Annotated in this window: 21 protein-coding genes; 8 read left to right on the plus strand and 13 right to left on the minus strand. The window is 74.9% G+C overall.

The window, feature by feature from the left end; all coding sequences use genetic code 11:
* The first annotated feature begins 31 nt into the window (after positions 1-31).
* Positions 32-883 (plus strand): dimethylargininase, encoded by an 852-nt coding sequence (gene ddaH, locus KRAD_RS04500; protein ID WP_049821067.1) that lies wholly within the window; start codon positions 32-34, stop codon positions 881-883.
* A gap of 23 nt (positions 884-906) precedes the next feature.
* Here ddaH and KRAD_RS25875 read toward each other — a convergent pair whose 3' ends face one another.
* Complete coding sequence (locus tag KRAD_RS25875; protein WP_157873475.1) at positions 907-1,050, minus strand: hypothetical protein; 144 nt, start codon at positions 1,048-1,050, stop codon at positions 907-909.
* Positions 1,051-1,102: 52 nt separating this feature from the next.
* Positions 1,103-3,217, minus strand: coding sequence for an NAD-dependent DNA ligase LigA (gene ligA / locus KRAD_RS04505; RefSeq protein ID WP_049821068.1), 2,115 nt, complete (start codon positions 3,215-3,217; stop codon positions 1,103-1,105).
* Positions 3,218-3,312: 95 nt separating this feature from the next.
* On the opposite strand from ligA, the gene KRAD_RS04510 reads away from it, so the two are divergent.
* A complete protein-coding gene (locus KRAD_RS04510; RefSeq protein WP_012084342.1) occupies positions 3,313-4,560 on the plus strand; it encodes an esterase-like activity of phytase family protein in 1,248 nt (415 codons plus the stop codon).
* Here KRAD_RS04510 and KRAD_RS04515 read toward each other — a convergent pair.
* Genes KRAD_RS04515 through KRAD_RS04525 form a run of 3 tightly spaced genes read right to left on the minus strand, consistent with a single transcriptional unit; the run spans position 4,523 to position 6,532 of the window.
* Positions 4,523-4,981: a 2-thiouracil desulfurase family protein gene (locus tag KRAD_RS04515; RefSeq protein WP_012084343.1), complete on the minus strand. Its 459-nt coding sequence runs from the start codon at positions 4,979-4,981 to the stop codon at positions 4,523-4,525. The genes KRAD_RS04510 and KRAD_RS04515 overlap by 38 nt on opposite strands.
* A complete protein-coding gene (locus KRAD_RS04520; protein WP_012084344.1) occupies positions 4,978-5,514 on the minus strand; it encodes a GNAT family N-acetyltransferase in 537 nt (178 codons plus the stop codon). The genes KRAD_RS04515 and KRAD_RS04520 overlap by 4 nt, the downstream gene beginning before the upstream one ends.
* Complete coding sequence (locus KRAD_RS04525; protein WP_012084345.1) at positions 5,507-6,532, minus strand: uroporphyrinogen decarboxylase/cobalamine-independent methonine synthase family protein; 1,026 nt, start codon at positions 6,530-6,532, stop codon at positions 5,507-5,509. Before KRAD_RS04525 ends, KRAD_RS04520 begins: the two co-directional genes overlap by 8 nt.
* Positions 6,533-6,695: 163 nt before the next feature.
* On the opposite strand from KRAD_RS04525, the gene KRAD_RS04530 reads away from it, so the two are divergent.
* Both KRAD_RS04530 and KRAD_RS04535 read left to right on the plus strand, forming a co-directional pair.
* On the plus strand, positions 6,696-8,396 hold the full coding sequence (locus KRAD_RS04530; RefSeq protein WP_012084346.1) for an alpha/beta hydrolase: 1,701 nt from the start codon (positions 6,696-6,698) through the stop codon (positions 8,394-8,396).
* 38 nt (positions 8,397-8,434) lie between these two features.
* Positions 8,435-9,709 (plus strand): DUF445 domain-containing protein, encoded by a 1,275-nt coding sequence (locus tag KRAD_RS04535; protein ID WP_012084347.1) that lies wholly within the window; start codon positions 8,435-8,437, stop codon positions 9,707-9,709.
* On the opposite strand, the gene mnmA is transcribed toward KRAD_RS04535, so the two are convergent.
* Positions 9,702-10,799, minus strand: coding sequence for a tRNA 2-thiouridine(34) synthase MnmA (gene mnmA, locus KRAD_RS04540; RefSeq protein ID WP_041291897.1), 1,098 nt, complete (start codon positions 10,797-10,799; stop codon positions 9,702-9,704). The genes KRAD_RS04535 and mnmA overlap by 8 nt on opposite strands.
* Positions 10,796-12,022, minus strand: coding sequence for a cysteine desulfurase family protein (locus KRAD_RS04545; RefSeq protein ID WP_012084349.1), 1,227 nt, complete (start codon positions 12,020-12,022; stop codon positions 10,796-10,798). The genes mnmA and KRAD_RS04545 overlap by 4 nt, the downstream gene beginning before the upstream one ends.
* 33 nt (positions 12,023-12,055) lie before the next feature.
* Here KRAD_RS04545 and glgX point away from each other — a divergent pair, with 33 nt between their 5' ends.
* Entirely contained in the window at positions 12,056-14,218 is a 2,163-nt protein-coding gene (glgX, locus tag KRAD_RS04550) for a glycogen debranching protein GlgX (RefSeq protein ID WP_012084350.1), read from the plus strand.
* A 45-nt stretch (positions 14,219-14,263) separates the two neighbouring features.
* Here glgX and KRAD_RS04555 read toward each other — a convergent pair whose 3' ends face one another.
* The 4 genes from KRAD_RS04555 to KRAD_RS04570 are packed head-to-tail and all read right to left on the minus strand — an operon-like array spanning position 14,264 to position 17,999.
* Positions 14,264-15,124 (minus strand): ABC transporter permease, encoded by an 861-nt coding sequence (locus KRAD_RS04555; RefSeq protein ID WP_012084351.1) that lies wholly within the window; start codon positions 15,122-15,124, stop codon positions 14,264-14,266.
* Positions 15,124-15,963, minus strand: coding sequence for an ABC transporter permease (locus KRAD_RS04560; protein ID WP_012084352.1), 840 nt, complete (start codon positions 15,961-15,963; stop codon positions 15,124-15,126). Before KRAD_RS04560 ends, KRAD_RS04555 begins: the two co-directional genes overlap by 1 nt.
* Complete coding sequence (locus KRAD_RS04565; protein ID WP_012084353.1) at positions 15,960-16,859, minus strand: ABC transporter ATP-binding protein; 900 nt, start codon at positions 16,857-16,859, stop codon at positions 15,960-15,962. The genes KRAD_RS04560 and KRAD_RS04565 overlap by 4 nt, the downstream gene beginning before the upstream one ends.
* Positions 16,860-16,904: 45 nt before the next feature.
* On the minus strand, positions 16,905-17,999 hold the full coding sequence (locus tag KRAD_RS04570; RefSeq protein ID WP_012084354.1) for an ABC transporter substrate-binding protein: 1,095 nt from the start codon (positions 17,997-17,999) through the stop codon (positions 16,905-16,907).
* A 257-nt stretch (positions 18,000-18,256) separates the two neighbouring features.
* Here KRAD_RS04570 and KRAD_RS04575 point away from each other — a divergent pair, with 257 nt between their 5' ends.
* Positions 18,257-19,675, plus strand: a complete 1,419-nt coding sequence (locus KRAD_RS04575; protein ID WP_238985816.1) for an NtaA/DmoA family FMN-dependent monooxygenase — start codon at positions 18,257-18,259, stop codon at positions 19,673-19,675.
* On the opposite strand, the gene KRAD_RS04580 is transcribed toward KRAD_RS04575, so the two are convergent.
* Positions 19,653-20,234, minus strand: coding sequence for a TetR family transcriptional regulator (locus KRAD_RS04580; RefSeq protein WP_049821070.1), 582 nt, complete (start codon positions 20,232-20,234; stop codon positions 19,653-19,655). The two genes, KRAD_RS04575 and KRAD_RS04580, sit on opposite strands and share 23 nt — an antisense overlap.
* 32 nt (positions 20,235-20,266) lie before the next feature.
* Between KRAD_RS04580 and add the strand changes: the two genes are divergently transcribed.
* Positions 20,267-21,244, plus strand: a complete 978-nt coding sequence (add, locus tag KRAD_RS04585) for an adenosine deaminase (protein ID WP_012084357.1) — start codon at positions 20,267-20,269, stop codon at positions 21,242-21,244.
* A 106-nt stretch (positions 21,245-21,350) separates the two neighbouring features.
* On the opposite strand, the gene glgP is transcribed toward add, so the two are convergent.
* The gene (glgP, locus tag KRAD_RS04590) at positions 21,351-23,915 is read right to left on the minus strand and encodes an alpha-glucan family phosphorylase (protein WP_041291898.1); all 2,565 of its coding nucleotides are present in this window, start codon (positions 23,913-23,915) and stop codon (positions 21,351-21,353) included.
* Positions 23,916-24,067: 152 nt separating this feature from the next.
* Between glgP and KRAD_RS04595 the strand changes: the two genes are divergently transcribed.
* Positions 24,068-26,071: an alpha-1,4-glucan--maltose-1-phosphate maltosyltransferase gene (locus tag KRAD_RS04595; protein WP_012084359.1), complete on the plus strand. Its 2,004-nt coding sequence runs from the start codon at positions 24,068-24,070 to the stop codon at positions 26,069-26,071.
* Position 26,072: the final 1 nt, after the last annotated feature.

Here is a 26,072-nt window from a genome sequence, read left to right on the forward strand (position 1 = left end):
CCGTGCCCCCGCCGGACCTAGCGTCGGGGCCGTGACCACCACCGAGCTCGGGGACCGGCGCGCCCGGCGCACTGCGCGCCCGCTGCACCTCCTGGTGTGCCGACCGGAGCACTTCACCGTCAGCTACGAGATCAACCCCTGGATGGACCGGGCGCAGCCCGTCGACGCCGCGCTGGCGCTGGCCCAGTGGGAGACCCTGGTGGCGACGCTGCGGCGCCTGGGGCACACCGTCGACGTCGTCCCGGCCACCCCCGGGCTGCCGGACATGGTCTACGCCGCCAACGGCGCGCTCATCACCCCGGGCGGGACGGTCGGGGTGCGCTTCGCCCACCCCGAGCGCGCCGGGGAGGCCGAGGCCTTCGCGACGTGGCTGGAGGCGAACGGGTACGGGCCGGTGCACCGGCCGGTGGAGACCAACGAGGGCGAGGGCGACCTGCTGCCCGTGGGCGGGCACCTGCTGGCCGGGCACGGCTTCCGGACCACCCGCGCCGCCCACGACGAGCTGTCCCGCGTCCTGGGTCGCCCGGTCACCTCGCTGCGGCTGGTCGACCCGCGGTTCTACCACCTGGACACCGCCCTGACCGTGCTCGACGACGACCCCGCGCACCCCGACGTCGCGTACTTCCCCGGCGCCTTCGACGCCGCGTCGCGGGCGGTGCTGGCGGAGCTGTTCCCCGACGCGCTGACCACCGACGAGGGGACGGCCGCGGTGCTGGGCATGAACGCCGTCAGCGACGGGCACCGCGTGGTGCTCTCCCCCCGGGCCGTCCGCTACGCGGAGCAGCTGCGCGGGCGCGGGTACGAACCGGTGCCGGTGGACCTCTCGGAGCTGCTCAAGGGCGGGGGCGGGCCGAAGTGCTGCGTCCTCGTGGTGCGCGCCTGACCCGCCTCAGCCGGTGACCCGCCTCAGCCGAGGGCGTTGAGCAGCGCGCGCAGCAGCCGGACCGGGGCCGTGACCACCCACCAGAGGAGGGCGGCCGGGTCGAGGACCTCGAACGCGCCCTCGACCCCCCGGCGCAGCCGCCGGCGCCGGCGGTGAGCTCGTGCCACGTCGTCCCCCTCCGCTCCTGCTCGTCGTCCCCTCCGGCGCGGCGGCCGGCGCTCACCCCTGGCCGGGTTCCTCCGCCGGGCGCGCCACCGCGTCGGGCCCGCCCTCCAGCAGGGCGACGAAGCCCTCCTCGTCCAGGACCGGCACCCCCAGCTGCTCGGCCTTGTCCGCCTTGGACCCCGCGGCCTCCCCCACGACGACGAAGCTCGTCTTCTTCGACACCGCGCTGGAGGCCTTGCCCCCGCGGGACAGGACCGCCTCCTTGGCCTCGTCGCGGGAGAACCCGCTCAGCGACCCGGTGACGACGATCGTGAGGCCCTCCAGGGTGCGCGGGGTGGACTCGTCGCGCTCGTCGGCCATCCGGACCCCGGCCTCGCGCCACTTGCGGACCACGTCGCGGTGCCAGTCGACGGCCAGCCACTCCACGACGGCCTCGGCGATGGTCGGCCCGACCCCCTCCGCGGAGGCGATGTCCTCGGCGGTGGCCGCCTCGATCGCCTCCATCGACCCGAACCGGTCGGCGAGGGCGCGCGCGGCGGTGGGCCCCACGTGCCGGATCGAGAGCCCGACCAGGACCCGCCACAGGGGCTGGTCCTTGCGGTCGTGCAGGTTCGCCAGCAGGCGCCGGCCGTTGGCCGAGACCGTCCCCGCCTTCGTGGTGAACAGCGGGACGCCGACGAGGTCGTCCTCGGTGAGGGTGAACAGGTCGCCCTCGTCGGCGATGACCCCGGCCTGCAGCAGCGCCGCCGCCGCCTTGTCGCCCAGCGCCTCGACGTCGAAGGAGCCGCGCCCGGCGAGGTGGAAGACGCGCTCGCGCAGCTGCGCGGGGCAGCTGCGGGAGTTCGGGCAGCGGATGTCGACGTCGTCGGCCCGCTGGTGGGCCAGCGGGGTGCCGCACTCGGGGCACACCGTCGGCATGACGAACTCCCGCTCGGCGCCGGTGCGGGACTCCACGACGGGACCGAGGACCTCGGGGATCACGTCGCCGGCCTTGCGCACGACGACGGTGTCGCCGATGAGGACGCCCTTGCGCACGACCTCGGAGGCGTTGTGCAGGGTGGCCATCGCGACGGTGGACCCGGCGACCTTGACCGGTTCCAGCACCGCGAACGGGGTGACCCGGCCGGTGCGCCCGACGTTGACCTGGATGTCCAGCAGGCTCGTGGTCACCTCCTCGGGCGGGTACTTGTAGGCGATCGCCCACCGCGGGGCCCGGGAGGTGCTGCCGAGGCGGCGCTGCAGCGGGACCTGGTCGACCTTGACGACGACCCCGTCGATCTCGTGCTCCACGTCGTGGCGGTGCTCGCCGTAGAAGCGGACGTACTCGGCGACCTCGTCGAGGGTGTCCACGACCTTCACCCGCGGCGAGGTCGGCAGCCCCCAGGCCGCGAGCTTCTCGTAGGCGCCGGACTGGGTGTCGTTCTCCATGCCCCGGCGCGCGCCGACGCCGTGGACGAGCATCCGCAGCGGCCGGGTCGCGGTGACGCGGGGGTCCTTCTGCCGCAACGACCCCGCGGCCGCGTTGCGGGGGTTGGCGAACGGCGGCTTCCCCGCCTCGACGAGACCGGCGTTGATCGCCGCGAAGCCGTCGAGGTGGAAGAAGACCTCCCCGCGCACCTCGAGGAACTCGGGGACGTCGGCCCCGGTGAGCCGGTGCGGGACGTCCTCGACGGTGCGGACGTTGAAGGTGACGTCCTCCCCCGTGCGGCCGTCGCCGCGGGTCACCCCCCGCACCAGGCGCCCGTCCTCGTAGACGAGGTCGATGGCCAGGCCGTCGATCTTCGGCTCGCACAGGTAGCGGGCGCCGGCGCCGACCTCGCGCTCCACCCGGGCCGCCCACGCCGACAGCTCGTCGGTGGAGAAGGCGTTGTCCAGGCTGAGCATCCGCTCGGGGTGGTCGACGGTGGTGAACTCGGTGGAGAACGTCCCGCCCACCGTCTGCGTCGGGGAGTCCGGGGTGCGCAGCTGCGGGTGCTGCTCCTCCAGCGCGCGCAGCTCCCGCTCCAGCGCGTCGTACTGCCCGTCGCTCAGCGGCGAGGAGTTGCGCACGTAGTAGGCGAAGCGGGCCGCCTCGATCTGCGCGACGAGGTCCTCCCACCGGTGCCGCGCCTCGCTGGGGACGTCCCCGCCGTCGACCGTGTCCACGCCTTCTCCGCTCACGGGACCCATCCTGCCGCGCGGGGCGGACACGCGCCCACGAGCGTTCACCCGCGCGCCGCCCGGGCGACGCCCAGCTCCGCCACGGCCTGCCTACGTTCGCCCGCATGACCGTCCCCCCGCGCACCCCCGCGCGCAGCCCCCTGCGCACCCGCCGCACCCTCGCCGTCGCCGCCGCGCTCGCCGCCGCGGCCCTCGGCGGGGCCGTCGCGGCCTCCACCGCCACCGCCCGCGACGGCGCCCGCCCGCACGACGCACCCGCCCAGAGCGCGAAGCTCCTCGCCCGCCAGGTCCTGCCCGCGGCCACGTTCGGCGAGCCGGTGCCCAGCGGCGCCGGCATCGAGACCGCGAACGGGGTCGCCGTCCCCTTCGCCGCCCAGCCCGTCCAGGGCTTCTCCGGCAACCTGGTGCAGCCCGACGGCAGCTACCTCGTCCTCTCCGACAACGGCTACGGGACGAAGGCGAACAGCGGCGACTTCCTCCTCGCCGTCCACCGCCTCGTCGACGCGGGCGACGGTTCCCTCGAGGTCGCCCCCGGCGGGTTCACCCTCTCCGACCCCCACCACCACGTCGCGTGGGACCTGACCCGCGAGGACCGGCGCCTCACCGGTTCCGACTTCGACCCCGAGAGCTTCCGCCGGGCGCCCGACGGCACGTTCTGGTTCGGCGAGGAGTTCGGTCCCTACCTGCTGCACACCGACGCCGCCGGCCGGCTCCTCGAGGCCCCCGTCCCGCTGCCGGGCGTGCAGTCCCCGGACAACCCGGAACGGGGCGCGGCGGCGCCGAACCTGGGCAGCTCCAAGGGTTTCGAGGGCATGGCGCAGTCCGCGGACGGCCGCTACCTGTTCCCGCTGCTGGAGGGCCCCGTCACCGGCGACGACCCCCAGGACCTGCGGGTCATGCGCTACGACACCGTCCAGCACCGCTACCGCGGCGAGGCGTTCACCTACCGCCTGGAGTCGCCGAAGAACGCCATCGGGGACCTCACCCGGGTCGACGACCACCGGTTCCTCGTCCTGGAGCGCGACAACGGGCAGGGCGCGACCGCCGTGTTCAAGGCCGTGTTCCTCGTCGACACCCGCGTCACCGACGCCACCGGGCACCCCCGCAAGACGCAGCTGGTGAACCTCATGGCCGTTCCCGACCCGGACGGGGTCGCCGGGGAGCTCAGCGCGGCGTCGGGGTTCCTGACCTTCCCCTTCACCACGATCGAGAGCGTCGACGTCACCGGCGAGCACACGATCGTCGTCGGCAACGACAACAACTTCCCGTTCTCCGCCGGGCGCACCCCCGACACCCCCGACGCGAACGAGTTCCTCACGATCGAGGTGCAGGCGAACCTCTCCGCGCACTGACGCGGACCCCGCTCCGGCGCAGGGCGGCCGCGACGACCCCGTCACCCTCGACGAGGGTCCCGTCGTGGCCGCCGGAGTAGATCGACCCGGACCCGCACGAGGGGCTGCGGGCCTGCAGGACCGCCTCGGTCACCCCGGCCGCGGCGGCCCGGCGGGCGACCTCGAGGGCACCGGCCACGAACTCCGCCGTCAGGTCGGTGCCGTCGGCGGTCAGCACCCTCGCCCGCCCGGCCAGCACGTCGTGGCCGTCGCCGCCGACGACCTCCGCGGCCGGTCGCGGGGTCGGCAACCCGCCGACGACCTCCGCGCACAACGGCAGCGAACGACCGGCGGCGACGTCGGCCACCACCTCCGCGTCGGGCCGGGCGGCGCCGTCGTAGCGGCAGGGGACCCCGGCCAAGCAGGAACTCACCAGCTTCACGACGCGGCCCCCGTGGGACGGCGCAGGACCACGAACTCCAGGTCGTCGCGCCGGGGACGGCCGAACCGCTCGTCGCCGTGGGGGAAGGGCCGCCGCTCCCCCGTCGTGGCGAAGCCCAGCCGCTCGTACCAGGCGATGAGGTCGCGGCGCTGGGCGATGACCGTCATCTCCATCGCCGGCGCGCCCCAGCGCCGCACGGCCTCCGCGTCGGCGTGGGTGAGCAGCCGCCGCCCGATGCCCCCGCCCTGCGACGCGGGGTCGACCGCGAACATCCCGAAGTACGCCAGCTCCCCCGCCCGCCGCAGCTCGCAGCACCCGAGGGTCCGCCCGTCCCGCTCGGCCAGCAGCACCGTGGCGTCGGGGTCGGCGAGGACCGCGGCGACCGCGTCCTCGTCGGTGCGCCGGCCGTCGAGCAGGCCCGCCTCCGTCGTCCACCCGGCCCGGCTGGACTCCCCGCGGTAGGCCGACTCCACGAGCGCCACCACGCCCGCCACGTCGGCGGGGCCCGCCTCCCGGAACGTCAGGTCAGTCACCGGAAGCCTCCGCCAGCGCCGCGGCGGCCTCGCGCAACCGGGTCAGCAGACCGCGCACGGCGCCGGGGTCGGTGCCGGCCAGCCCCTCGGCCGGGGTCAGGACGACGTCGGCGAGGGCCGTCGCGGGCAGCCCGACCCGGCGCCAGGGGACGCGCACCGCGTCCACGAGGGCCCCCACCGCGGGGACGGTGCCCGCCGCGGGCAGCACCCCCGCCCACAGCCGCAGCCCGCCCTCGACGGTCGCCGCGACGGACTCCCAGGCGGTGGAGCCGAGCGCGCGGACGTCCAGCGCGACCCCGGCCGCCCCGGCCTCCCGGGCCAGCGCCAGCGGCGCGTCCTCGGAGCGCAGGCGCAGGACCGGTTCGGCGCCCGCGGCCCGGACGGCGTCGAGGACCGCGCGCAGGCCGTCGCGCACCTCGGGGCGGTGGACCGCGCGCAGCGTCCCGTACCCCGACTGCGTGGGGACCCGGCCGGTGAGGACGTCGTTCAGCGACGGTTCCTCGACGTGGACGACGACCCGGGCTCCCGGCACGAGCCGCCGCACGTCGCCCACGTGGTCCGCGAGCCCCTGGGCCAGGGAGGCCACGACGTCGCGGCGGGCACCGTGGTCGGAGACGCTGCGCTCCCCGCGGGAGAGCTCGACGGCGGCCAGCAGCGACCAGGGGCCGACCACGGGCAGCGCCAGCGGGCCGTCCCAGCCGTCGGCGGCCTCGGCGAGCTCGTCGAGGTCGGCGCGCAGGAAGGACCCCGCGCGGGCGGCGTCGCGGCCCGGGGCGTCGACGAAGCGCCAGCCGCCCGGCTGCAGGTCGACGGGCAAGTCGACCAGCAGCGCGGCGGTGCGCCCCAGCGGGTCCGCGCCCGGCCCCCGCGCGGGCAGCGTCGGCAGGTGCGGGACGTGCGGGGGTTCGCCGAGCTCGCCGAAGACGGTGCGGGCGGCTTCGCGCGGGTCCTCCCCGGGCAGGGCTCCGACGGCGGCGGCCGTCCCGGGGAGGCGGGGTCCTGGGTCGTGGTCTGGCACGCGGTGACCGTACAGCGAGACCCCCCGCGGGGGTCCGACGAAGGTGGGACCCCGCCTCCACCCGTGGTCCCTGGCCAGGGGCGCCCCGGGTGCGGGTGGATGGGTCTCCCACAGCCGTTCCCCGGGTCCCGCACAGGGAGCCGCCGATCCGGAAGGCCACCGCATGCCCCGCCCCCGTCCCGCCGTCCTGGCCGCCGCGAGCGCCCTCGCGCTCGCCGGCCCCCTGCTGCTGTCGGTCTCGCCCGCTGCGGCGGCCCCGGCCCCCGCGGCGGCCCCGCTCTCCGGGCAGCGCCCGGCCACCGTCGAGGAGGCGCAGCGGCAGTTCGAGGCCCGCACCCCGCAGCGCTACCGCGACCAGGACCTGGCGTGGTCGCCGTGCAGCAGCGCGCAGATCGGGCTGCTGAACTCCCTCGTGGTCGGGCTGGAGTGCGCGCGGGTCGCGATGCCCCGCGACTGGGACGCCCCGGAGGAGGGCGAGCCGCTGCAGGTGACGATCAGCCGGCTGCCGCAGGCGGGGCCGCGCCCGGAGCGGACGATCATCACCAACCCCGGCGGCCCGGGCGGGGCGGGGCTGACCCTGGCCACCCTGCCCTCGATGGCGCCCGCCCTGGCCGGCACCGAGGTCATCGGCCTCGACGTGCGCGGCACCGGGGCCAGCTCGTCGCTGACCTGCGGGGACGACCTCCTCGCCGCCGCGAGCGCGGCGCCGGACTACCGCGACCGCTCCCCCGAGGCGCTCGCCCTCGCGGCGGAGTCGGTACGGGCGGGCGCGGAGGCGTGCGCCGACGACCCGCTGGCGGACGTCGTGAACACCCGGCAGACGGTGTTCGACGTCGACCTGGTCCGCGACGCCCTGGACCGCGACACCATCGACTGGGTCGGCTACTCCGGGGGCACGTGGCTGGGGACGCAGTTCGCGACGCACCTGCCGGGACGGGTGGGCCGCTTCGTCCTCGACTCCACCGTGGACGCCACCGCCGGCTACCAGGAGGTGTTCTCCTACCAGCCGATGGCGTTCCAGCGCCGCTTCGAGCAGGACTTCGCCCCGTGGGTGGCGGCCGGGAACGCCGCGTACGGGCTGGGCGCCACCGGCGAGGAGGTCACCACGACCTACGAGCGCCTGCGCGCGAGCCTGGCCGCCCGCCCGATCGGCGTCCCGGGCCTCACCGTCGACGGGACGCTGCTGGACTCCCTGGTGCTGCAGGCGATGTACGGCAAGGCGCAGTTCCCGCAGGCCGCGTGGCTGCTGAGCGCGGTGCAGGTCGTCGACGCCCTGCGCGGCGGCGGCGTGCCCGTGCCCGCCGGGCTCACCGCCCGCGTCGGCGACCTCGCCCGGGCCCTGTCCCCGGTGGAGCCCTCCGCGGCGGGGAAGCAGCAGGCGACGTTCGCGGCGACGACCTGCGGCGACAGCGCGTGGACGCGGGACCAGGCGTACTGGGACGCGCTCGGGGACGAGCAGGGCGCGCGGTACCCGCTGCTGGGGTACGCGCAGTCGCAGCAGGTCTGCGCCTACTGGGACCGCCCGGACCTGACCCTGCCCGTCGTCGACGGCGCCGACCTGCCGCCGCTGCTGATCGTGCAGTCGCGCCACGACCCCGCCACCGCCTACGAGGGCGCGGTCCGCACGCACGAGGCGCTCGGGTCCTCGGTCATGATCACCGTCGAGGACGAGGGCGACCACGGCCTCTACGGCGCGGGCAACCCCTGCGTCGACGACGCGGTGAGCACCTTCCTCACCACCGGCGCGGCCCCCGCGCAGGACTTGACCTGCCGGGGCACCGGGCTGCCGCCGGTGGCCGGCGGCGGTGCGGAGAGCCTGCTCGCGAAGGTGCTGCGCACCGCGCGGGGTGCGGCCTCGGTGTGAGCGGGGGCGGTGGGCGAGGATGACCCGGTGAGGACGACGTGAGCACCCCCCACCCACCCGCGCTCGCCGGGCTCGGCGACACGATCGGCGACGACGAGCGCCGGGCCGCCCTGCGGCGGATGCGGCTGCTGGCCACCGGGCTGCTGGTGCTGGCCGCCGTCGTCTACGCGCTGACCCTCGGCAGCGAGGGCGGGTGGGGCTTCGTCAACGCCGCCGCCGAGGCGGCCATGGTCGGCGCCGTCGCCGACTGGTTCGCCGTCACCGCGATCTTCCGCCACCCGCTGCGGTTGCCGATCCCGCACACCGCGCTCATCCCGCGGCGCAAGGAGGCCCTCGGCAAGAGCCTGGAGCAGTTCGTCGCGGAGAACTTCCTCGCCGAGGACGTCGTGCGGGACAAGGTCGTGCGGGCGGGGATCCCCCGGCGGGCGGGCTCCTGGCTGGCCGACCGCGGCGGCTCGGCGCGGGTGGTGGAGGAGGCCTCCACCATCCTCACCGGGGCGATGGGCATCCTGCGCGACGAGGAGGTCACCGCCGTCCTCGACCAGGTCCTCGTCCGCCGCCTCGGGTCGCAGTCCTGGAGCCCCGTGCTGGGCCGGTTGCTGGGTGAGGTCGTCGCCGACGGCACCCACCACCCCGTCGTGGACCTCACCCTGGCCGAGGCGCAGCGCTGGCTGCGCACCAACGAGGACCGCGTCCGGGCCATGGTCACCGGCCGCGCCCCCCTGTGGGTGCCGGACTGGCTCAACGACCGCCTCGGCAAGCGCGTCTACGACGAGGCGCGGTCCTGGGTCGACGAGGTCGCCGCCGACCGCGACTCCGCGGGGCGCAAGGCCATCGACGACCTGCTGGCCCGCTACGCCGACGCCCTGCAGCACGACCCGGAGACCCGGGCCAAGGCCGACGAGTTCCAGCAGCGCCTGCTGAACTCCCCCGGCCTGGCCGACACCGTCGCCGGCCTGTGGGCCAGCGTGCGCCGGTTCCTCCTCGAGGCCCTCGCCGACCCGGCGTCCTCGCTGCGGGTGCGCAGCGAGGAGGCCCTCGTCGACGTCGGGAACCGCCTCGTCACCGACGAGGCGTTCGCCAAGCGCGTCGAGGGGCACCTCACCGACGCGGCCGGCCACGTGGTGCGCCGCTTCGCCCCCGAGCTCGCCACGGTGATCTCCGACACCGTCGCCCGCTGGGACGGCGACGACGCGGCCCGGCGCATCGAGCTGCACGTGGGCCGCGACCTGCAGTTCATCCGGATCAACGGCACCGTCGTGGGCGGGCTGGTGGGGGTCCTCATCCACACCGTCACCGTGCTGGTCAGCTGAGCGGGGTGGTCCCCGAGATCGTCGCCGAGCCCAGCACCCGCGTCCCGCGGTAGACCGCGACCGTCTGCCCGGGCGCGACCCCGCTGAGGGGGGTCCGCAACCGGACCCGGAGCACGGGGTCGTCGGCGGGGCCGGTGAGCTCGGCGACCGCGGGCACCGGTTCGCCGTGCGCGCGCACCTGGACGTGGACCTCCACGGGCCCCACGGGCGCGTCGGCGTTCCACACCGCCTCCACCGCCTCCAGCGCGCCCACCGACAGCCGCTCGGCCGGTCCCACGGTGACCGTGCGTCGCACCGGCTCGATGCTCAGCACGTACCGCGGCCGCCCGTCCGCGGCGGGGCGGGAGATCCCCAGCCCCTTGCGCTGGCCGACGGTGTAGCCGTAGGTGCCGGTGTGGGTGCCGAGGACCTCCCCGGACTCGTCGACGACCTCGCCGGGGACCTCGCCGAGCTTGTCGGCGAGGAAGCCGCGGGTGTCCCCGTCGGGGATGAAGCAGATGTCGTGGCTGTCGGGCTTGCTCGCCACCGGCAGCCCGCGGCGCTCGGCCTCGGCGCGGACCTCGGCCTTCGTCGGGGCGTCGCCGAGGGGGAACATGGCGTGCGCGACCTGGTCGGCGTCGAGGACGGCGAGGACGTAGGACTGGTCCTTGGCCGCGTCGGCGGCGCGGTGCAGCTCCGCCCGCCCGTCCGGGCCGGTCACGACGCGCGCGTAGTGGCCGGTGGCCACGGCGTCGAAGCCGAGGGCGATCCCCTTGTCCAGCAGGGCGGCGAACTTGATGCGCTCGTTGCAGCGCACGCACGGGTTCGGGGTGCGGCCCGCGGCGTACTCGGCCACGAAGTCGGCCACCACGTCCTCGACGAAGTCCTCGGAGAGGTCCCACACGTAGAACGGGATGCCGAGCAGGTCCGCGGCGCGGCGGGCGTCGAGGGCGTCCTCGATGGTGCAGCACCCCCGCGACCCCGTCCGCAGCGTCCCGGGGCTGCGGTTCAGCGCCATGTGGACCCCGACGACCTCGTGCCCGGCGTCCACCGCGCGCGCGGCCGCGACCGCGGAGTCGACCCCGCCGCTCATGGCGGCCAGCACCCTCACCGGGACACCCCGGCCCCCAGGGCCGGGCGGACCCGGCGGCGCGCCCGCGCCGAGCGCGAGCCCGTGGCCCGGCGGGCGCGCTCGACGGCGGGGCCGATGGCGGCCAGCGCGGTGTCCACGTCGTCCGCGGTGGAGTCCCAGCCGAGGGAGAACCGCAGCGCCCCGGCGGCCTCGGCGGCGCTGAGCCCCATGGCGAGCAGGACGTGGCTGGGCCGGGGCACCCCGGCCTGGCAGGCGGACCCGGTGGAGCACTCCACCCCGGCGGCGTCGAGCAGGTAGGTCAGGGAGTCCCCCTCGCAGCCCTCGAAGGTGACGTGGGCGTTGCCCGGCAGCCGCTGCGGTCCCGGCGGGGCCCCGCGCAGGGTCGCCCCGGGGACCTGCAGCAGCCCGGCGAGCAGCCGGTCGCGCAGGGCCGCGAGCCGGGCGGCCTCCTCGGGCCGGTGGGCGAGCGCGGCGGTCAGCGCGGCGGCGGTGGCGCGGGCGCCGGTGGCGTCGAGGGTGCCCGAGCGGACCCCGAGCTCCTGGCCGCCGCCGTGGACCAGCGGGACGAGGGTCGTCCCGCGCCTGACCAGCAGCGCGCCGGTGCCGACGGGACCGCCGAACTTGTGCGCCGACAGCGACAGCAGGTCCGCCCCGGAGGCGGCGAAGTCCACCGGCAGGGAGCCCACCGCCTGGACGGCGTCGGTGTGCAGGGGAACGCCGGCGGCGTGGGCGAGCTCGGCGGCGCGCGCGACGGGCTGCACGGTGCCGACCTCGTTGTTGGCCCACATCAGGGAGACCAGCGCGACGTCGTCGGGGTGGCGCAGGGCGGCCTCGAGCGCGTCGGGGTCCAGGCACCCGGTCCCGTCCACGGGCAGCCAGGTGACCAGTGCGCCCTCGTGGGCCTCCAGCCACCGCACGCAGTCCAGGACGGCGTGGTGCTCGGTGGCGGCGAGCAGGACCCGCCGGCGCGCGGGGTCGGCGGCCCGGCGGGCGCGCAGCAGCCCCTGGAGGGCGAGGTTGTCGCTCTCGGTGCCCCCGGAGGTCCAGACGACCTCCCCGGGGCGCGCGCCGAGGGCCGCGGCGAGGGCCTCGCGGCTCTCCTCCACCGCGACGCGGGCCCGGCGGCCGGCGGAGTGCAGCGAGGACGGGTTGCCGGCGCCGCGGGCGGATCCGGCCACGAGGGCCTCCAGCGCTTCCGGACGCAGGGCCGTCGTCGAGGCGTGGTCCAGGTACGCGCTCACACCGGACAGTCTAAGGACTGGCACACTGCCCCGGTGCCCGTCCCGACCCACCGAGAGTCACCGACCGGTTCCCGCACGTCGCGGGCGCACCCCCTGGGGGTCACCCTGCGCGGTGACGGGGCGGACGTCGCCGTCCTCGCCGCCCACGCCGACGCGGTCGAGGTCTGCGTCTTCGACGACGCCGGCCGGGAGACGCGCACCCGGCTGCCCGACGTCGAGCTGGGCGTCTGGCACGGCCACGTGCCGGGCCTGGTCGCGGGCAGCCGCTACGGGCTGCGGGTGCACGGGCGCTGGGACCCGGAGCGGGGCCTGCGGCACAACCCCGCCAAGCTGCTGCTGGACCCCTACGCGCAGGGGGTCGAGGGCGAGGTCGCGCTGACCCCGGAGATCTTCGGCCACGTCGTGGACGAGGACCTGGAGGGCGACCTGGCCGTGGCCGACCCCCGCGACAGCGCCCCGCACGTGCCCCGCGGCGTCGTGCTGGCCCCGCTGCCGGCGGACCTGCGCGTCGGGGAGGACGAGCGCCCCCGCACCCCGTGGGCCGACACCGTCGTCTACGAGGCCCACGTGCGCGGGCTGACCCGCCGCTTCCCCGGCGTCCCGGAGGCCGAGCGCGGCACCTACGCGGCCCTGGCCCACCCGGCCGTCCTGGAGCACCTGACCTCCCTGGGCATCACGGCGCTGGAGCTGCTGCCGGTGCACACCAGCACCTCCGAGATCGCCCTGCGGCGGCGGGGGCTGTCGAACTACTGGGGCTACAACACCCTCGCCTTCAACGCGCCGCACCCCGGCTACGCCACGGCCGCGGCGCGGGCCGCGGGGGCGGAGGCGGTGCGCGCGGAGTTCCGCCGCGCCGTCGCGGCCCTGCACGGGGCCGGCATCGAGGTCGTCCTCGACGTCGTCTACAACCACACCTGCGAGGAGGGCCCCGACGGCCCGCACCTGTCGCTGCGCGGGCTGGACGACGCGACGTACTACCTGCGCGACGCCGGCGGGCGCCCCCTCGACGTCACCGGCTGCGGCAACTCCCTGGACTTCACCGACCGCCGGGTCGTGCGGTTCGCGCTGGACTCCCTGCGCCACTGGGTGACGGAGTACGGCGTCGACGGCTTCCGCTTCGACCTCATGACGACCCTGGCCCGCGGGCACGACGGCTACTCCCCCGACCACCCGTTCCTGGTCGCGCTGGGGGCGGACCCGGTGCTGGCCGGGACGAAGCTCATCGCCGAGCCCTGGGACGTGGGGCCCTTCGGCTGGCGCACGGGGCAGTTCCCCCCGCCGCTGCACGAGTGGAACGACCGGTTCCGCGACGGCGCCCGCCGGTTCTGGCTCTCCGACGCCCGCGAGATCGCCTGCGGGCGCTCCGCCCCCGTCGCCCCCGGGCGGGGACTGCCGGAGCTAGCGACGCGCTTCGCCGGCTCGGCGGACACGTTCGACGTGCAGCGCGGGCGCCTCACCAGCGTCAACTTCGTCACCGCCCACGACGGCTTCACCCTCGCCGACCTCACCGCCTACGACCGCAAGCACAACGAGGCCAACGGCGAAGGCAACCGCGACGGCAGCGACTCCGACACCAGCTGGAACCACGGCGTGGAGGGGGGGACCACCGACCCCGGGGTCCTGGCGGCGCGCCGGCGCAGCGTCCGGAACCTGTTCGCGACCCTCGTCCTCTCCACCGGCGTCCCGATGATCACCGCCGGGGACGAGTTCGGCCGCAGCCAGGGCGGCAACAACAACGCCTACTGCCAGGACAACGAGGTCGGCTGGATCGACTGGGACCTGCAGGACTGGCAGCGGGAGCTCCTGGACGACGTGCGGGAGCTGCTGGCCCTGCGCCGGCGCTACCCGGTGCTGCGCGAGGCGGGGGTGCGGCGGGGCTCGCCGGTGCGCGAGCAGCGCAGCGACCTGCTCTGGTTCTCCGAGGACGGGGAGCCGATGAGCGTGGAGCGCTGGCACGAGGCGGACCGGCGGGTCCTGCAGCTCCTCGTCGACGGCCGCGACCGCGGGGAGACGTCGGTGCTGGTCGTCCTCAACGGCGGGCCGCGCCGGCTCGACGTCGTGCTGCCCGCGGTGGAGGGGCTGGCGGCGTTCTCCCCCCGCTGGGCCAGCACCCCCGGCCGGGCGGCCGGGTCCTGCGCGGCCGGCGCGGCGCTGCCGGTGGACCCGTGGTCGGTGCGGGTGCTGGCCACCGACTGAGGTGGCCGCGCCCGCCGCGCCCGCCCCGCCGGCCCGGCCGCCGCGTCAGCGCCGTCCGGCGTCGGGTCCCCACTTCGTCAGGACCAGCGTCTCGACGATGCTGACGAGGGTGTAGAGCAGGATGGAGGCGAACGTCACGACCACGACGATCGACCAGAGCTTGCTGTACTGGACCTGGGCGTTGGCGCGGAAGATCTCCGCCCCCAGCCCCCGGCCGCTGAACAGCCACTCGTAGAGCATTGCGCCGATGACCGCCCCGGGCACGGAGATCCGGATCGCGGCGAAGAGGTTCGGGAGGGCCGTCGGGACCGCGACGAGGCGCAGCGCCGTCCACCTGCTGCCGCCGTTGACGCGGATGACGTCGAGCGCCTGCGGCGAGGCCGACCGCAACCCGATGGCGGCGTTGACCAGGACGGGGAAGAAGACCACGACACCGCCGATGGTCGCGGCCCGCAGCCACTCGGCGTGGAAGGTCATGCCGATGATCGGCGCCATCGCGACGAGCGGCACCGAGCGCAGCATCATCGCCAGCGGCATGAAGACGAACTCCAGCGGCCGGAGGACGGTGAACAGGGACGCGACCACGACGGCGCCGACGACGCCGGCCGCGAAACCGGTGGCCGAGTCGGCGAGGGTCGTGGCGAGCCAGCCCCCCACGTCGCTGCGGTGGACCGCCGCGTCCTCGTCCGTGACGAGCCACCGGTAGACGTCGACGGGGCGCTTCCCGATGAACTCGTCGATCGCCAGGACCCGCAGCAGGGCGTACCAGGCGACGACGAGGACGATCGAGGAGATCACCAGGGTGAGCACGGAGACCCCGATGCGCCTCCCCACCGCCGCGGCGACGGAGGCTCCGCTGCGGTTCTCGTGGACCTCGGCGGGGGCCGGGACCGTCGTGGTGGCCATCAGAGACCCGCCTTCCGTTCACCCGTCGAGGACCAGGGCGTGAGCAGCTTCGCGACGAGCCCGATGAGGACGTAGGCCAGGCCGGCGACGGCGCCGCACAGGATCGCCAGACCCCAGATCCGGGCGTACTCGAGGTTCGTCTGCGCGGCGATGATCATGATGCCGATGCCGGAGTCGACCCCACCGAGGTACTCCCCCAGCACCGCGCCCAGGAAGGCCGCCGGCGCGGCCAGCTGGAGCGCGCCGAACACGTTGGGCAGCGCGGCGACGAGGCGGACCTTCACCAGCGCCGTCCACTTCGAGCCGCCGTAGGCGTGCACGACGTCGAGGGCGGTCCGGTCCGCGGCGCGCAGTCCGAGGAGGCAGCCGACGACGGAGGTGAAGACGACGCTGAGCGCGGCCAGGAAGGTCGACGCCGTCCGCGCCCCGGGCTCGGAGACGATGAGCACGATCGGCCCGATGGCCGTCAGGGGGATGCAGTAGGAGATGACCGCGACCTGGTTCGCGGCGCCCTCCAGCGCGGGGACCAGCAGCACCACGACCGCGAGGGCGACGGCCACGAGGTTGCCCCACAGCCAGCCCTGGGCGGCCGACGCCGTGGTGACCGACAGGTTGTTCCAGTAGGTCGGGAACCCGGTGTCCCCGAACTCGCGCAGGACGCCCCAGGGGGTGGGGACGATCCCGTCGGCCCCAAAGAAGACCGAGCTGACCAGGCTCCAGACCACCAGCACCGAGACGGCGCCGATCGCCCCGCCGGCCCACGGCGGCACCTCGCGGCCGCCGGCGCGCCCGCTCCGGGGGGTCCCGACGGCGGGGCCCGCGACGTGGACGTCGGTCATCGGTGGTCGTCCTCCGCCCGGGACGTGCCGCCGCCGAACAGGATCTCCGAGAGCCGGTCGTGGTAGGCGTGGAACTCCGGGGTGCGCATCATGTCCGGCGTGCGCGGGCGCGGGAGGTCGATCTCGACGACCTCCACGACCCGGCCCGGGCGGGGGCTCATGACGGCGACGACGTCGGAGAGGAAGATCGCCTCGGAGATCCCGTGGGTCACCATGAGCGTGGTGGCCGGCTTCTCGGTCCAGATGCGCAGCAGCTCGACGTTCAGGCGCTGACGGGTCATGTCGTCCAGCGCGCCGAACGGCTCGTCCAGGAGCATGACGGTGGGCTGCACCACGAGGCAGCGCGCGATGGAGACGCGCTGACGCATGCCGCCGGAGAGCTGGGCCGGCTTCGCCTTCTCGAAGCCCTTCAGCCCGACGAGACCGATGAGGTCGTCGACGAGCCCCTTCTCCGGGCGCACCCCGGCGACCTCGAGGGGGAGCCGGATGTTCTGGGCCACCGTGCGCCACGGCAGCAGCGCGGAGTCCTGGAACGCGACGCCGAGCTCGTGGGCGCGCTGCAGCTCCCTGGTCGTCATGCCGTTGACCAGCGCCGCGCCCCCCGTGGGGGTCTCCAGACCGGCGAGGATGCGCAGGATCGTCGACTTCCCGCAGCCCGAGGGCCCCAGCAGCGAGAGGAAGGCGTTCTTCCGGGTGCCCAGGTCGGTCTGCTCCAGCGCGAGCACGCTCTTGCGGCCCAGGTCGAAGCGCTTGGTGAGGCCCTGGAGGTTGAAGCCCGTGGCCGCCCCGGGGTGGCGCCGGGGATCGGTCGTGGCCGAGACCGTGGCGGAGACCGTGGCCGGGACCGTGACCGGCGGGCCCGGGGCGGTGGAGAGGGACGAGGTGTCGTGCGGCACGATCTGGCCTTTCTCGGGGACGGCGTCGGGTGACCGCGAGGCGTCTCAGCCGGTGATGAGGTCCGGGTTCTCCTGGTAGACCTCCTCCAGCAGCGACAGGTCGAACAGCTCCTCGGCCGTGATCTCGGTCCCCATCAGGGACAGAGCCCGGATGTTCTCCTCGATGAGCTCCCCGGTCATGGTGAAGAGACCGTGGGTGCGGGTGTCCTCGGAGACGACGAGGGTGTTCTGCGCCTCGGCCTCCGCGGTCTGCTCCTCGAGGTCGAGCCCCTGGTCCTTGCCGTAGGTGTCCACCGCGAGCGCGGCGCTGGCGGCCGGGTCGGCGACGGCGTCGTTCCAGCCCCGGACCTCGGCGGCGAGGAAGGCCTTGAGCATGTCGCGGTCGCTCTCGATCAGCGAGCTGAGGACGGTGAAGGTCTCGCTGACCACGGGCAGGCCGTTGTCGGCGAAGCCCAGGGTGACCGGGGTCAGGCCGCGGCCGGCGAGCAGGATCGGCTCGTTGGTGAGGTAGGCCATGAACGCGTCGACCTCGCCGGTCTCGACGACCGAGGGGTCGTACTGCACCGGGACGATCGTGAAGGACGAGGCGTCGATCCCGTTGGCGCGGCAGAACCCGTCGAAGATGGTCTCGTTGCCGCCGGTCTGGATGCCGAGCCGCTTGCCGGCCAGGTCGGCCAGCGTGGCGACCGGCGTCTTCTCCTGCACCGAGACCAGGCAGAACGGGTTCTTCTGGAAGGTGGAGCCGATGATCTTCAGCGGCGCGTCCTCGTTGACGATGGCGGGCGCGGTGAGGGTCGGGGAGGACAGGCCGACGTGGGCCTTCCGGGACAGGACCATGGCCTCGGCCGCGGTGCCCGAGCTGCCGCCGGCGAGCAGGTTGACCTTCGAGAAGCCGGCGTCGCTGAAGTAGCCCCGGCTGTCGGCCATGTACTCGCCGGCGAACTCGATGTTCTTGATCCAGGACAGCTGGATCGAGATCTCGCCGAACCCGTCGGAGGCACCGCTGCTGGAGCTGGTGCTGGAACCGGCGTCGTCGTTCCCGCAGGCGGCGAGGGACGCGGCGCCGAGCAGCCCGAGGCCGCTGCCGCGCAGGAAGGTGCGCCGGTCGGCGGTGAGGCGCGGGCGACGGGTCTCGTTCATGGGCTGCTCCGTGGGTGCGGGTGTCCTGCGGTCCAGGACCGACGGGAACGGGGGGGGCCGGGTCGGGTTCGGCTCTGGTCCCGTACTGAAGCACCCGGGCGATGCCGAGGTGTCACGGACGTGTGAACGCGGGGTTACGCCGGAGGCCGGCGCGTCACACCCGCGTCACACCCGGCCCACGGTTACACGACCGAAACACCGGCGTGCTCTCATGTGAACCGTCCGGTTCAACGAGAGGGGTCAGGCCCGTGCGCACCATGCACCTGGGAGTCTTCGAGGTCGCCGCGCCGCAGGTCGGCGGGACGCTGAGCTGGTCGCACCCCTACAGCGATTCGGTGCACCACCGCGAGATCCAGCACTGGATCGACGTGGCGCAGCTGCTCGAGGCCGCGGGGTTCGACTTCCTGTTCTTCGCCGACGGGTACGGCTACCCCACCGTCGGGGGCGACCTGCCGGCCGCGGCCGCCGCGGGGGGCCTGAACTTCACCGGCCTGGACCCGATGCTCCTCATCCCCACGCTGGCCCACCACACCTCGTCCCTGGGGTTCGTGGTGACCAGTTCGACCGGGATCGACCACCCGGTCGCGATGGCCCGCCGCTTCGCAACGCTGGACCACCTCACGCACGGGCGGGTCGGGTGGAACATCGTCACCGGCGCCTCCCAGGACACCGTTGCCGGGTTGTTCGGCCACTCCGAGATGACCGCCCACGACACCCGCTACGAGATCGCCGAGGAGTACGTCGACCTCGCCCTGCAGCTGTGGGAGGGGTGCTGGGAGGACGACGCCCTGGTGGAGGACAAGGCGGCCGGCGTCTTCGCCGACCGCGACAAGCTGCACCGGGTGGAGCACGTGGGGAAGCACTTCCGCTCCTCCGGGTTCTTCACCGTCGTCCCCTCCCCCCAGCGCACCCCGGTCCTCTTCCAGGCCGGCACCTCCACGCGCGGCCGGGAGTTCGCCGCCGGGCAGGCCGAGTGCGTCTTCCTGCAGGGCACCACGCTGCCGCACGCCGCGGCCAACGTCGCCGACATCCGGGCCCGCGCCGCGGCCGCCGGGCGCGACCCGCGCTCGGTGAAGGTCCTCGTCGGCGCCACCGTCACCGTCGCCGCCACCCACGACGAGGCGCTCGCCCGCCGGCGCGAGTTCGAGGACATGCAGACCGACGAGGTGGCCGCGGTCATCTACGCCGGCAACACCGGCATCGACCTGTCCGCCCTCGACCCGGACCGGCCGCTGAGCCAGATCCACGACGAGGGGGCCGACGGCCGCATCGGGCAGATGGGCCAGAGCAACATCGACCGGTTCAAGCGCCCGGACGGGACCTGGCCGCTGGTGCGCGACGTGCTGGCGGAACTGCGGGGACGCGGCACCCGCGGGTTCACCGTCGTCGGCGACCCGATCGAGGTGGCCGACCGACTGGAGGAGATCATGGACGTCACCGACGTCGACGGTTTCCTGCTCGAGGCGATCTTCTCCCCCTCCGACCACCGGCTGTTCTGCGACCTGGTCGTTCCCGAGCTGCGCCGCCGCGGGCGGCTGATCGCCGAGGAGGACCGCCCGGCGGGGTCCGGTTCGCTGCGCGAGCGCTTCGGGGCCCCCTCGCCGCGGTTGTCCCCCGACCACCCCGGCGCGCGCTACGCGCCCGGCTCCCCCCTCAGAGAACCCGCGGGGGCGTGACCTCCCCGACGCGGGCGCAGAACGCCTCCAGGGCCTGCGCCTGCACCCGCCCCACCGCGGCGGCGTCCCCGGTGATGATGAGCGTCATCTGCAACCCCCGCCACAACGCGGTGAGCTCCACCGCGCGGGCCTCGGCCAGCGCGGGGGTCATCCCCTCGCGCTGGAACCGCGCGACGGCCGGGCCCTGCCAGGACCCGATGTCTCCGAGCAGGTCCGCGTACCCGGCCTGCTGGGAAGCCTGGCCGAAGACCTCGAAGAACAACCGCAGGAACGGCAGGTTGCCCGGGGCGGCGATCTGGTCCCAGACCCGCTGCAGGTCCGCGCGCAGGTCGCCGTCGCCGTTCTCCAGCGCGGCCCAGGCGTTCTCGAACGAGGGGAACGCGTCGCGGCCGACGGCCCGCAGGGCCTCCCCCACCAGCTGTTCCTTGCTGCCGAAGTAGTACAACAGCATGCGGTTGTTGGAACCCACGGCCCGGGCCAGCCCGCGCAGCGTCAGCGACGTGACGCCGTGGGCCAGGACGTGCTCCGCCACCAGCCGCAGCAACCGGTCCCGTTCCACACCCCCAGGGTAGCCACCCACCAGGAGGAACCATGCGCGATCTCGCGGCCCTGCCCAAGGCGCACCTGCACATCCACCTCGAGGGCGCCATGCGCCCCTCGACCCTCGCGGAGTTCGCGGCGGAGGCCGGCGAGACCGCTCCCCCGACCCGGGGGTTCACCTCCTTCCCGCAGTTCGTGGAGATGTACGACGGCGCCGTCGCGTTCATCCGGACGCGGGAGCAGCTGGCCCGGGTCGTCCGCGAGGTCGTCGAGGACGCGGCGCTCTCCGGCGCCGTCTGGATCGAGGCCCAGGCCAACCCGATGTTCTACGTGCCCCGGTTCGGGACTCCCGAGGAGGTCCTGACCTTCATGCTGGAGGTCGGCCGGGCCGAGGCCGCCCGCCTCGGCATCGGTTTCGGGATGATGGCCGTGGCCATCCGCAGCCTGCCGACCGCCGAGGCTGAGGCGCTGGCCGTCCTGGCCGCCGAGTTCGCCGACCGCGGGGTCGTCTCCTTCGGCCTCGCCGCCGACGAGGCGCTGTGGCCGCCGGCCCCCTTCGAGCGGGCGTTCGCCATCGCCCGCGAGGCCGGGCTGACGTCGGCCCCGCACGCCGGGGAACTGCTCGGGCCGGAGAGCATCGTCGGGGCCCTCGACCTGCTCGGGGCCCAGCGCATCCAGCACGGCGTCCGCGCCGTCGAGGACCCCGAACTGGTCCGGCGCCTCGCCGCCGAGGGCATCGTCCTCGACGTCTGCCCGACCTCGAACGTCGAGCTGTGGGTCGTCCCCGAGATCGGCGCGCACCCGCTGCCCGCGTTGCTGGAGGCCGGCGTGCGCTGCTCCATCAACGGGGACGACCCGCTCCTCTTCGGACCCGGGCTGCTGGAGGAGTATGAGACGGCCCGCACCGCGCTGGGGCTCTCCGACGACCAGCTCGCCGGTGTCGCCAAGGCGTCGCTGGAGGGCTCGGCCGCCCCCGCGGAGCTCGTCACCGCCCAGGTCGCCGCCGTCGACGCCTGGCTGGCGGGGTGAGCGCACCCGCCGGTCCCGGCGCGGCCGTCCCGGGCCCGGGAAGCGGAGCGCGGGCACACCGCCCGGCTCCGGTCCGCGGTCCCGGCGGGACCACGGACCGGAGCCGTCAGGCGTTGGCGACCAGGCCGAGCTCGGCGGGGCCGGCCAGCCCGGGGTGGCGGGGCAGGACCCGCACGGTGTAGCCGAACGGGCCGGTCTGACGCAGGGCGAACTCCCCCTCGAACCGGTGCCGGCCCCCGCCGAGCGCCTCGCCGTGGTGCAGGGGGACGGTGCCCGAGGGACGCAGCTCGTCGGACTCGCTGACCCGCCCGTGCACGACCTGCACCTCGACGTCGTCGACGGACAGCTCCCCCAGCGACACGTTGGCGCGCACGTGCACGACGTCGCCGATCTGGGCGGAGTCGCCGACGCCGGCGGACTCCACGTGCTCGACGCGGACCTCGGCCCACCCCGAGCGCACCGCCGCCTTCCAGCGGGCGAGGTCGCGGGCCGCCGCGGCCGAGGAGGCGAGCGCCGCGCGCCCGGCCCGGGCCGCCGGCACGTACAGCTGCTCGACGTAGTCGGTGACCATGCGGCTGGCCAGCACCTTCGGCCCCAGCGAGGCCAGGGTGTGGCGGACCATCTCCAGCCAGCGGGCGGGCAGGCCCCGCTCGTCGCGGTCGTAGAACCGCGCGGCGACGGAGTTCTCCACGAGGTCGTACAGCGCGGCGGCCTCGAGGTCGTCGCGGTGCTCGGGGTCGTCCACGCCGTCGGCGGTGGGGATGGCCCAGCCGTTGCCGCCGTCGTACCACTCGTCCCACCAGCCGTCGAGGATGGAGAGGTTCAGCCCGCCGTTGAGCGCGGCCTTCATCCCGGACGTGCCGCAGGCCTCGAAGGGGCGCAGCGGGTTGTTCAGCCACACGTCGCACCCGGGGTACAGCGTCAGCGCCATGGTGATGTCGTAGTTGGGCAGGAAGACGATGCGGTGGCGCACCGCGGGGTCGTCGGCGAAGCGGACCATCTGCTGGATGAGGCGCTTGCCCGTCTCGTCGGCGGGGTGGGACTTGCCGGCGATGACGAGCTGGACGGGGCGCTGGGGGTGCAGCAGCATCGACCGCAGCCGTTCGGGGTCGCGCAGCATGAGGGTCAGGCGCTTGTAGGTGGGCACCCGGCGGGCGAAGCCGATGGTGAGGACGTCGGGGTCCAGGACGTCCTTGGTCCAGGCCAGCTCCGCCTCCGAGGCCCCGCGCTGCAGCCAGGACAGCTTCAGCCGCCGCCGGGCGTCCTCGACGAGGCGGGCGCGCAGCAGCCGCCGGGTCCGCCAGATCTCCTCGTCGGGCACCTGCCCGACCTTCTCGAAGCCCAGGCCCTCGCGGGGCAGCTCGGGGCCGATGTACTGCTTGCCCATGGTGATGACCTCGGGAGCCACCCAGGTGGGGGCGTGCACGCCGTTGGTGATGGAGGCGATGGGCACCTCGGGGGCGTCGAAGCCGGGCCAGAGGCCGTCGAACATGCCGCGGCTGACGGCGCCGTGCAGCTGCGAGACCCCGTTGGCCCGCTGGGCCAGGCGCAGCCCCATGACGGCCATGTTGAAGACGCCGGGGTCGCCGCCCTCGTAGTCCTCCGCGCCCAGCGCCAGGACCCGGTCCAGGGGGACCCCGGGCAGCGGGTTGCCCGCGCCGAAGTACAGCTCGATCTGGTCGCGGCCGAAGCGGTCGATCCCGGCCGGGACGGGCGTGTGGGTGGTGAAGACGGTCGCGGCGCGCACGGCCTCCAGCGCCTCGTCGAAGGTGAGGCCGCGCTCGACGTGCTCGCGGATCCGCTCCACCGACAGGAACCCCGCGTGCCCCTCGTTGGTGTGGTAGACCTCCGGCTCCGGGGCGCCGGTGAGCCGGGACCAGGTCCGCAGCGCGCGCACCCCGCCGATCCCGCAGAGCAGCTCCTGCTGCAGGCGGTGCTCCCCGCCCCCGCCGTAGAGGCGGTCGGTGACCCCGCGGGCGGCGTCGTCGTTCTCCTCCACGTCGGAGTCCAGCAGCAGCAGCGGGACCCGCCCCACCTGCGCCTTCCACACCTGCGCCCACAGCCGGCGCCCGCCGGGCAGGTCGAGGGAGACCTTCGCCGCGGTCCCGTCGGCCTCGCGCAGCAGCGACAGCGGCAGGCCGTCGGGGTCGAGCACGGGGTAGGTCTCCTGCTGCCAGCCGTCGCGGGACAGCGACTGCTTGAAGTAGCCCGTCGCGTAGAACAGGCCCACCCCCACGATCGGCACGGCCAGGTCGCTGGCGGACTTCAGGTGGTCCCCGGCGAGGATGCCGAGCCCGCCGGAGTACTGCGGCAGGGCGCCGGTGATGCCGAACTCCATGGAGAAGTAGGCCACCGAGGCGGGGGCGTCGTCGCCGAGCCCGGCGTACCAGCCCGGGCGCTGGAGGTAGGTGCGCAGGTCCGCCGCGGCGGCGTGGACCCGCTCCACGAAGCGCGGGTCCGCGGCCAGGACCTCCAGGCGCTCGGTGCTCAAGGCCCCCAGCAGCGCGCCGGGTTCGCGGTGGACCGCGACCCAGGCGGTGGGGTCCATGGACTCGAAGAGGTCGCGGGTGGGTTTGTGCCAGGACCAGCGGAGGTTGCTCGCCAGTTCCCCCAGCGGCGCCAGCGGCGCGGGGAGGACGGTGCGGACGGTGAAGCGCCTGATTGCTCTCACGGGCGCCGACACTAGACCCGCGGTCGGCGCAGGTCGACGCCTCCGGGCGCAGCGGGCGCTCCCGCGCGACGCGGCGCCCTCCCCTCGGTAGGTTGCGGGTCGTGACCATCGAGCGCGGAGCGGACCAGGGCACCCGAGGAGACACGTTGACCGTGCGGACGGACGCGGGGAGCACCCCCGTGGTGGGGCGCATCCCGGTGCTGGGCGTGGAGCCCGTCGTCGACGCCGGCCGGTGGCCGTCGCAGGCGGTGCCCGGGGAGCTCGTCCCGGTGCGGGCCACCGTCTTCCGCGAGGGGCACGACGCGGTGGCCGCGACCGCGGTGCTGGTCCGCCCCGACGGCACCGACGGGCCCTCGGCCCGGATGACCCTGGTGAACGCCGGCAAGGACGCCTACGCCGCGACCCTCTCCCCCGACGCCGAGGGCGATTGGGGCCTGCGCGTGGAGGGCTGGTCCGACCCCTACGGCACCTGGGACCACGACGCCACGATCAAGGTCGAGGCCGGGGTCGACGTGGCCCTCATGCTGGAGGAGGGCGCGCGGCTGATGGAGCGCGCCGCCGCCGCGCCCGGGCGCGCCGACGCCGACGTGCAGGTGCTGCGGGAGGCCGCCGACGCCCTGCGCGACACCTCCCGCGGCGACCACGAGCGCCTGGACGCCGGCCGCAGCGAGGCCGTGCGCGAGGTCCTGGACCGGCTGCCGGTGCGCGACCTGGTGACCGCGTCGGCGACCTACCCGCTGCGCGTGGAGCGCAGGCTGGCGGCCTTCACCGCGTGGTACGAGTTCTTCCCCCGCTCCGAGGGGGCCTACTGGGACGAGGAGGCGCAGCGCTGGGTGTCGGGGACGTTCCGCACCGCGGCCGAGCGGCTGCCGGCGATCGCCGAGATGGGCTTCGACGTCGCCTACCTGACCCCGATCCACCCCATCGGGCGCGTCAACCGCAAGGGCCCGAACAACAGCCTCACCGCCGGCCCGCTGGACCCCGGTTCGCCGTACGCGATCGGGGCCGCCGAGGGCGGGCACGACGCGCTGCACCCGGACCTGGGGACCTTCGAGGACTTCGACGCCTTCGTGGCCCGGGCGAAGGAGCTGGGCCTGGAGGTCGCGATGGACATCGCCCTGCAGTGCGCCCCGGACCACCCCTGGGTCACCGAGCACCCGGAGTGGTTCACCACCCGGGCCGACGGGTCGATCGCGTTCGCGGAGAACCCGCCCAAGAAGTACCAGGACATCTACCCGCTGAACTTCGACAACGACCCGGCGGGGATCTACGCCGAGGTCAAGCGCGTCGTCGAGGTGTGGATCGACCACGGCGTGACGCTGTTCCGGGTCGACAACCCCCACACCAAGCCGGTGGAGTTCTGGGAGTGGCTCATCACCGAGGTGCGCCGGGACCACCCGGAGGTGATCTGGCTGGCCGAGGCGTTCACCAAGCCCGCCATGATGCACACCCTGGCCAAGGTGGGCTTCCAGCAGTCGTACTCCTACTTCGCCTGGCGCAACGCCGCCTGGGAGATCCGGGAGTACCTGGAACAGCTGACCACCGAGTCCGCGCACTACATGATCCCCAGCTTCTGGCCGACCACGCACGACATCCTCACCCCGACCATGCAGTACGGCGGGCCGCCGGTGTTCAAGCTGCGCGCGGTGCTGGCCGCGCTGCTGAGCCCCTCGTGGGGCATCTACACCGGCTACGAGCTCGTCGAGCACGCGGCGCGGCCCGGGGCGGAGGAGCAGCTGGACAACGAGAAGTACCAGTACCGCCCCCGCGACTTCGCGAAGGCCGAGGCCGAGGGCTGGTCGCTGGCCCCCTACCTGAAGCGGCTCAACGAGGTCCGCCGCGCCCACCCGGCGCTGCAGCAGCTGCGCGGCACCGTCTTCCACGCCAGCGACGACGAGAACGTCCTCTGCTTCTCCCGCCGCCGCGTCGAGGCCGACGGCACCGAGGACCTCGTGATCGTGGTGGTCAACCTCGACCCGCACTCGACCCGGGAGACCACCGTCCACCTGAACATGGGCGCGCTGGGCCGGCAGTGGTGGGACCGCTTCACCGTGCGCGACGAGCTGACCGGGGCCGAGTTCGAGTGGGGCGAGCACGACTACGTGCGCCTGGACCCCCACGTCGAACCCGCTCACGTCTTCTCCGTGCGGTCCTGAC

The organism is Kineococcus radiotolerans SRS30216 = ATCC BAA-149, assembly GCF_000017305.1.
GTDB classification, from domain to species: Bacteria; Actinomycetota; Actinomycetes; order Actinomycetales; family Kineococcaceae; genus Kineococcus; species Kineococcus radiotolerans.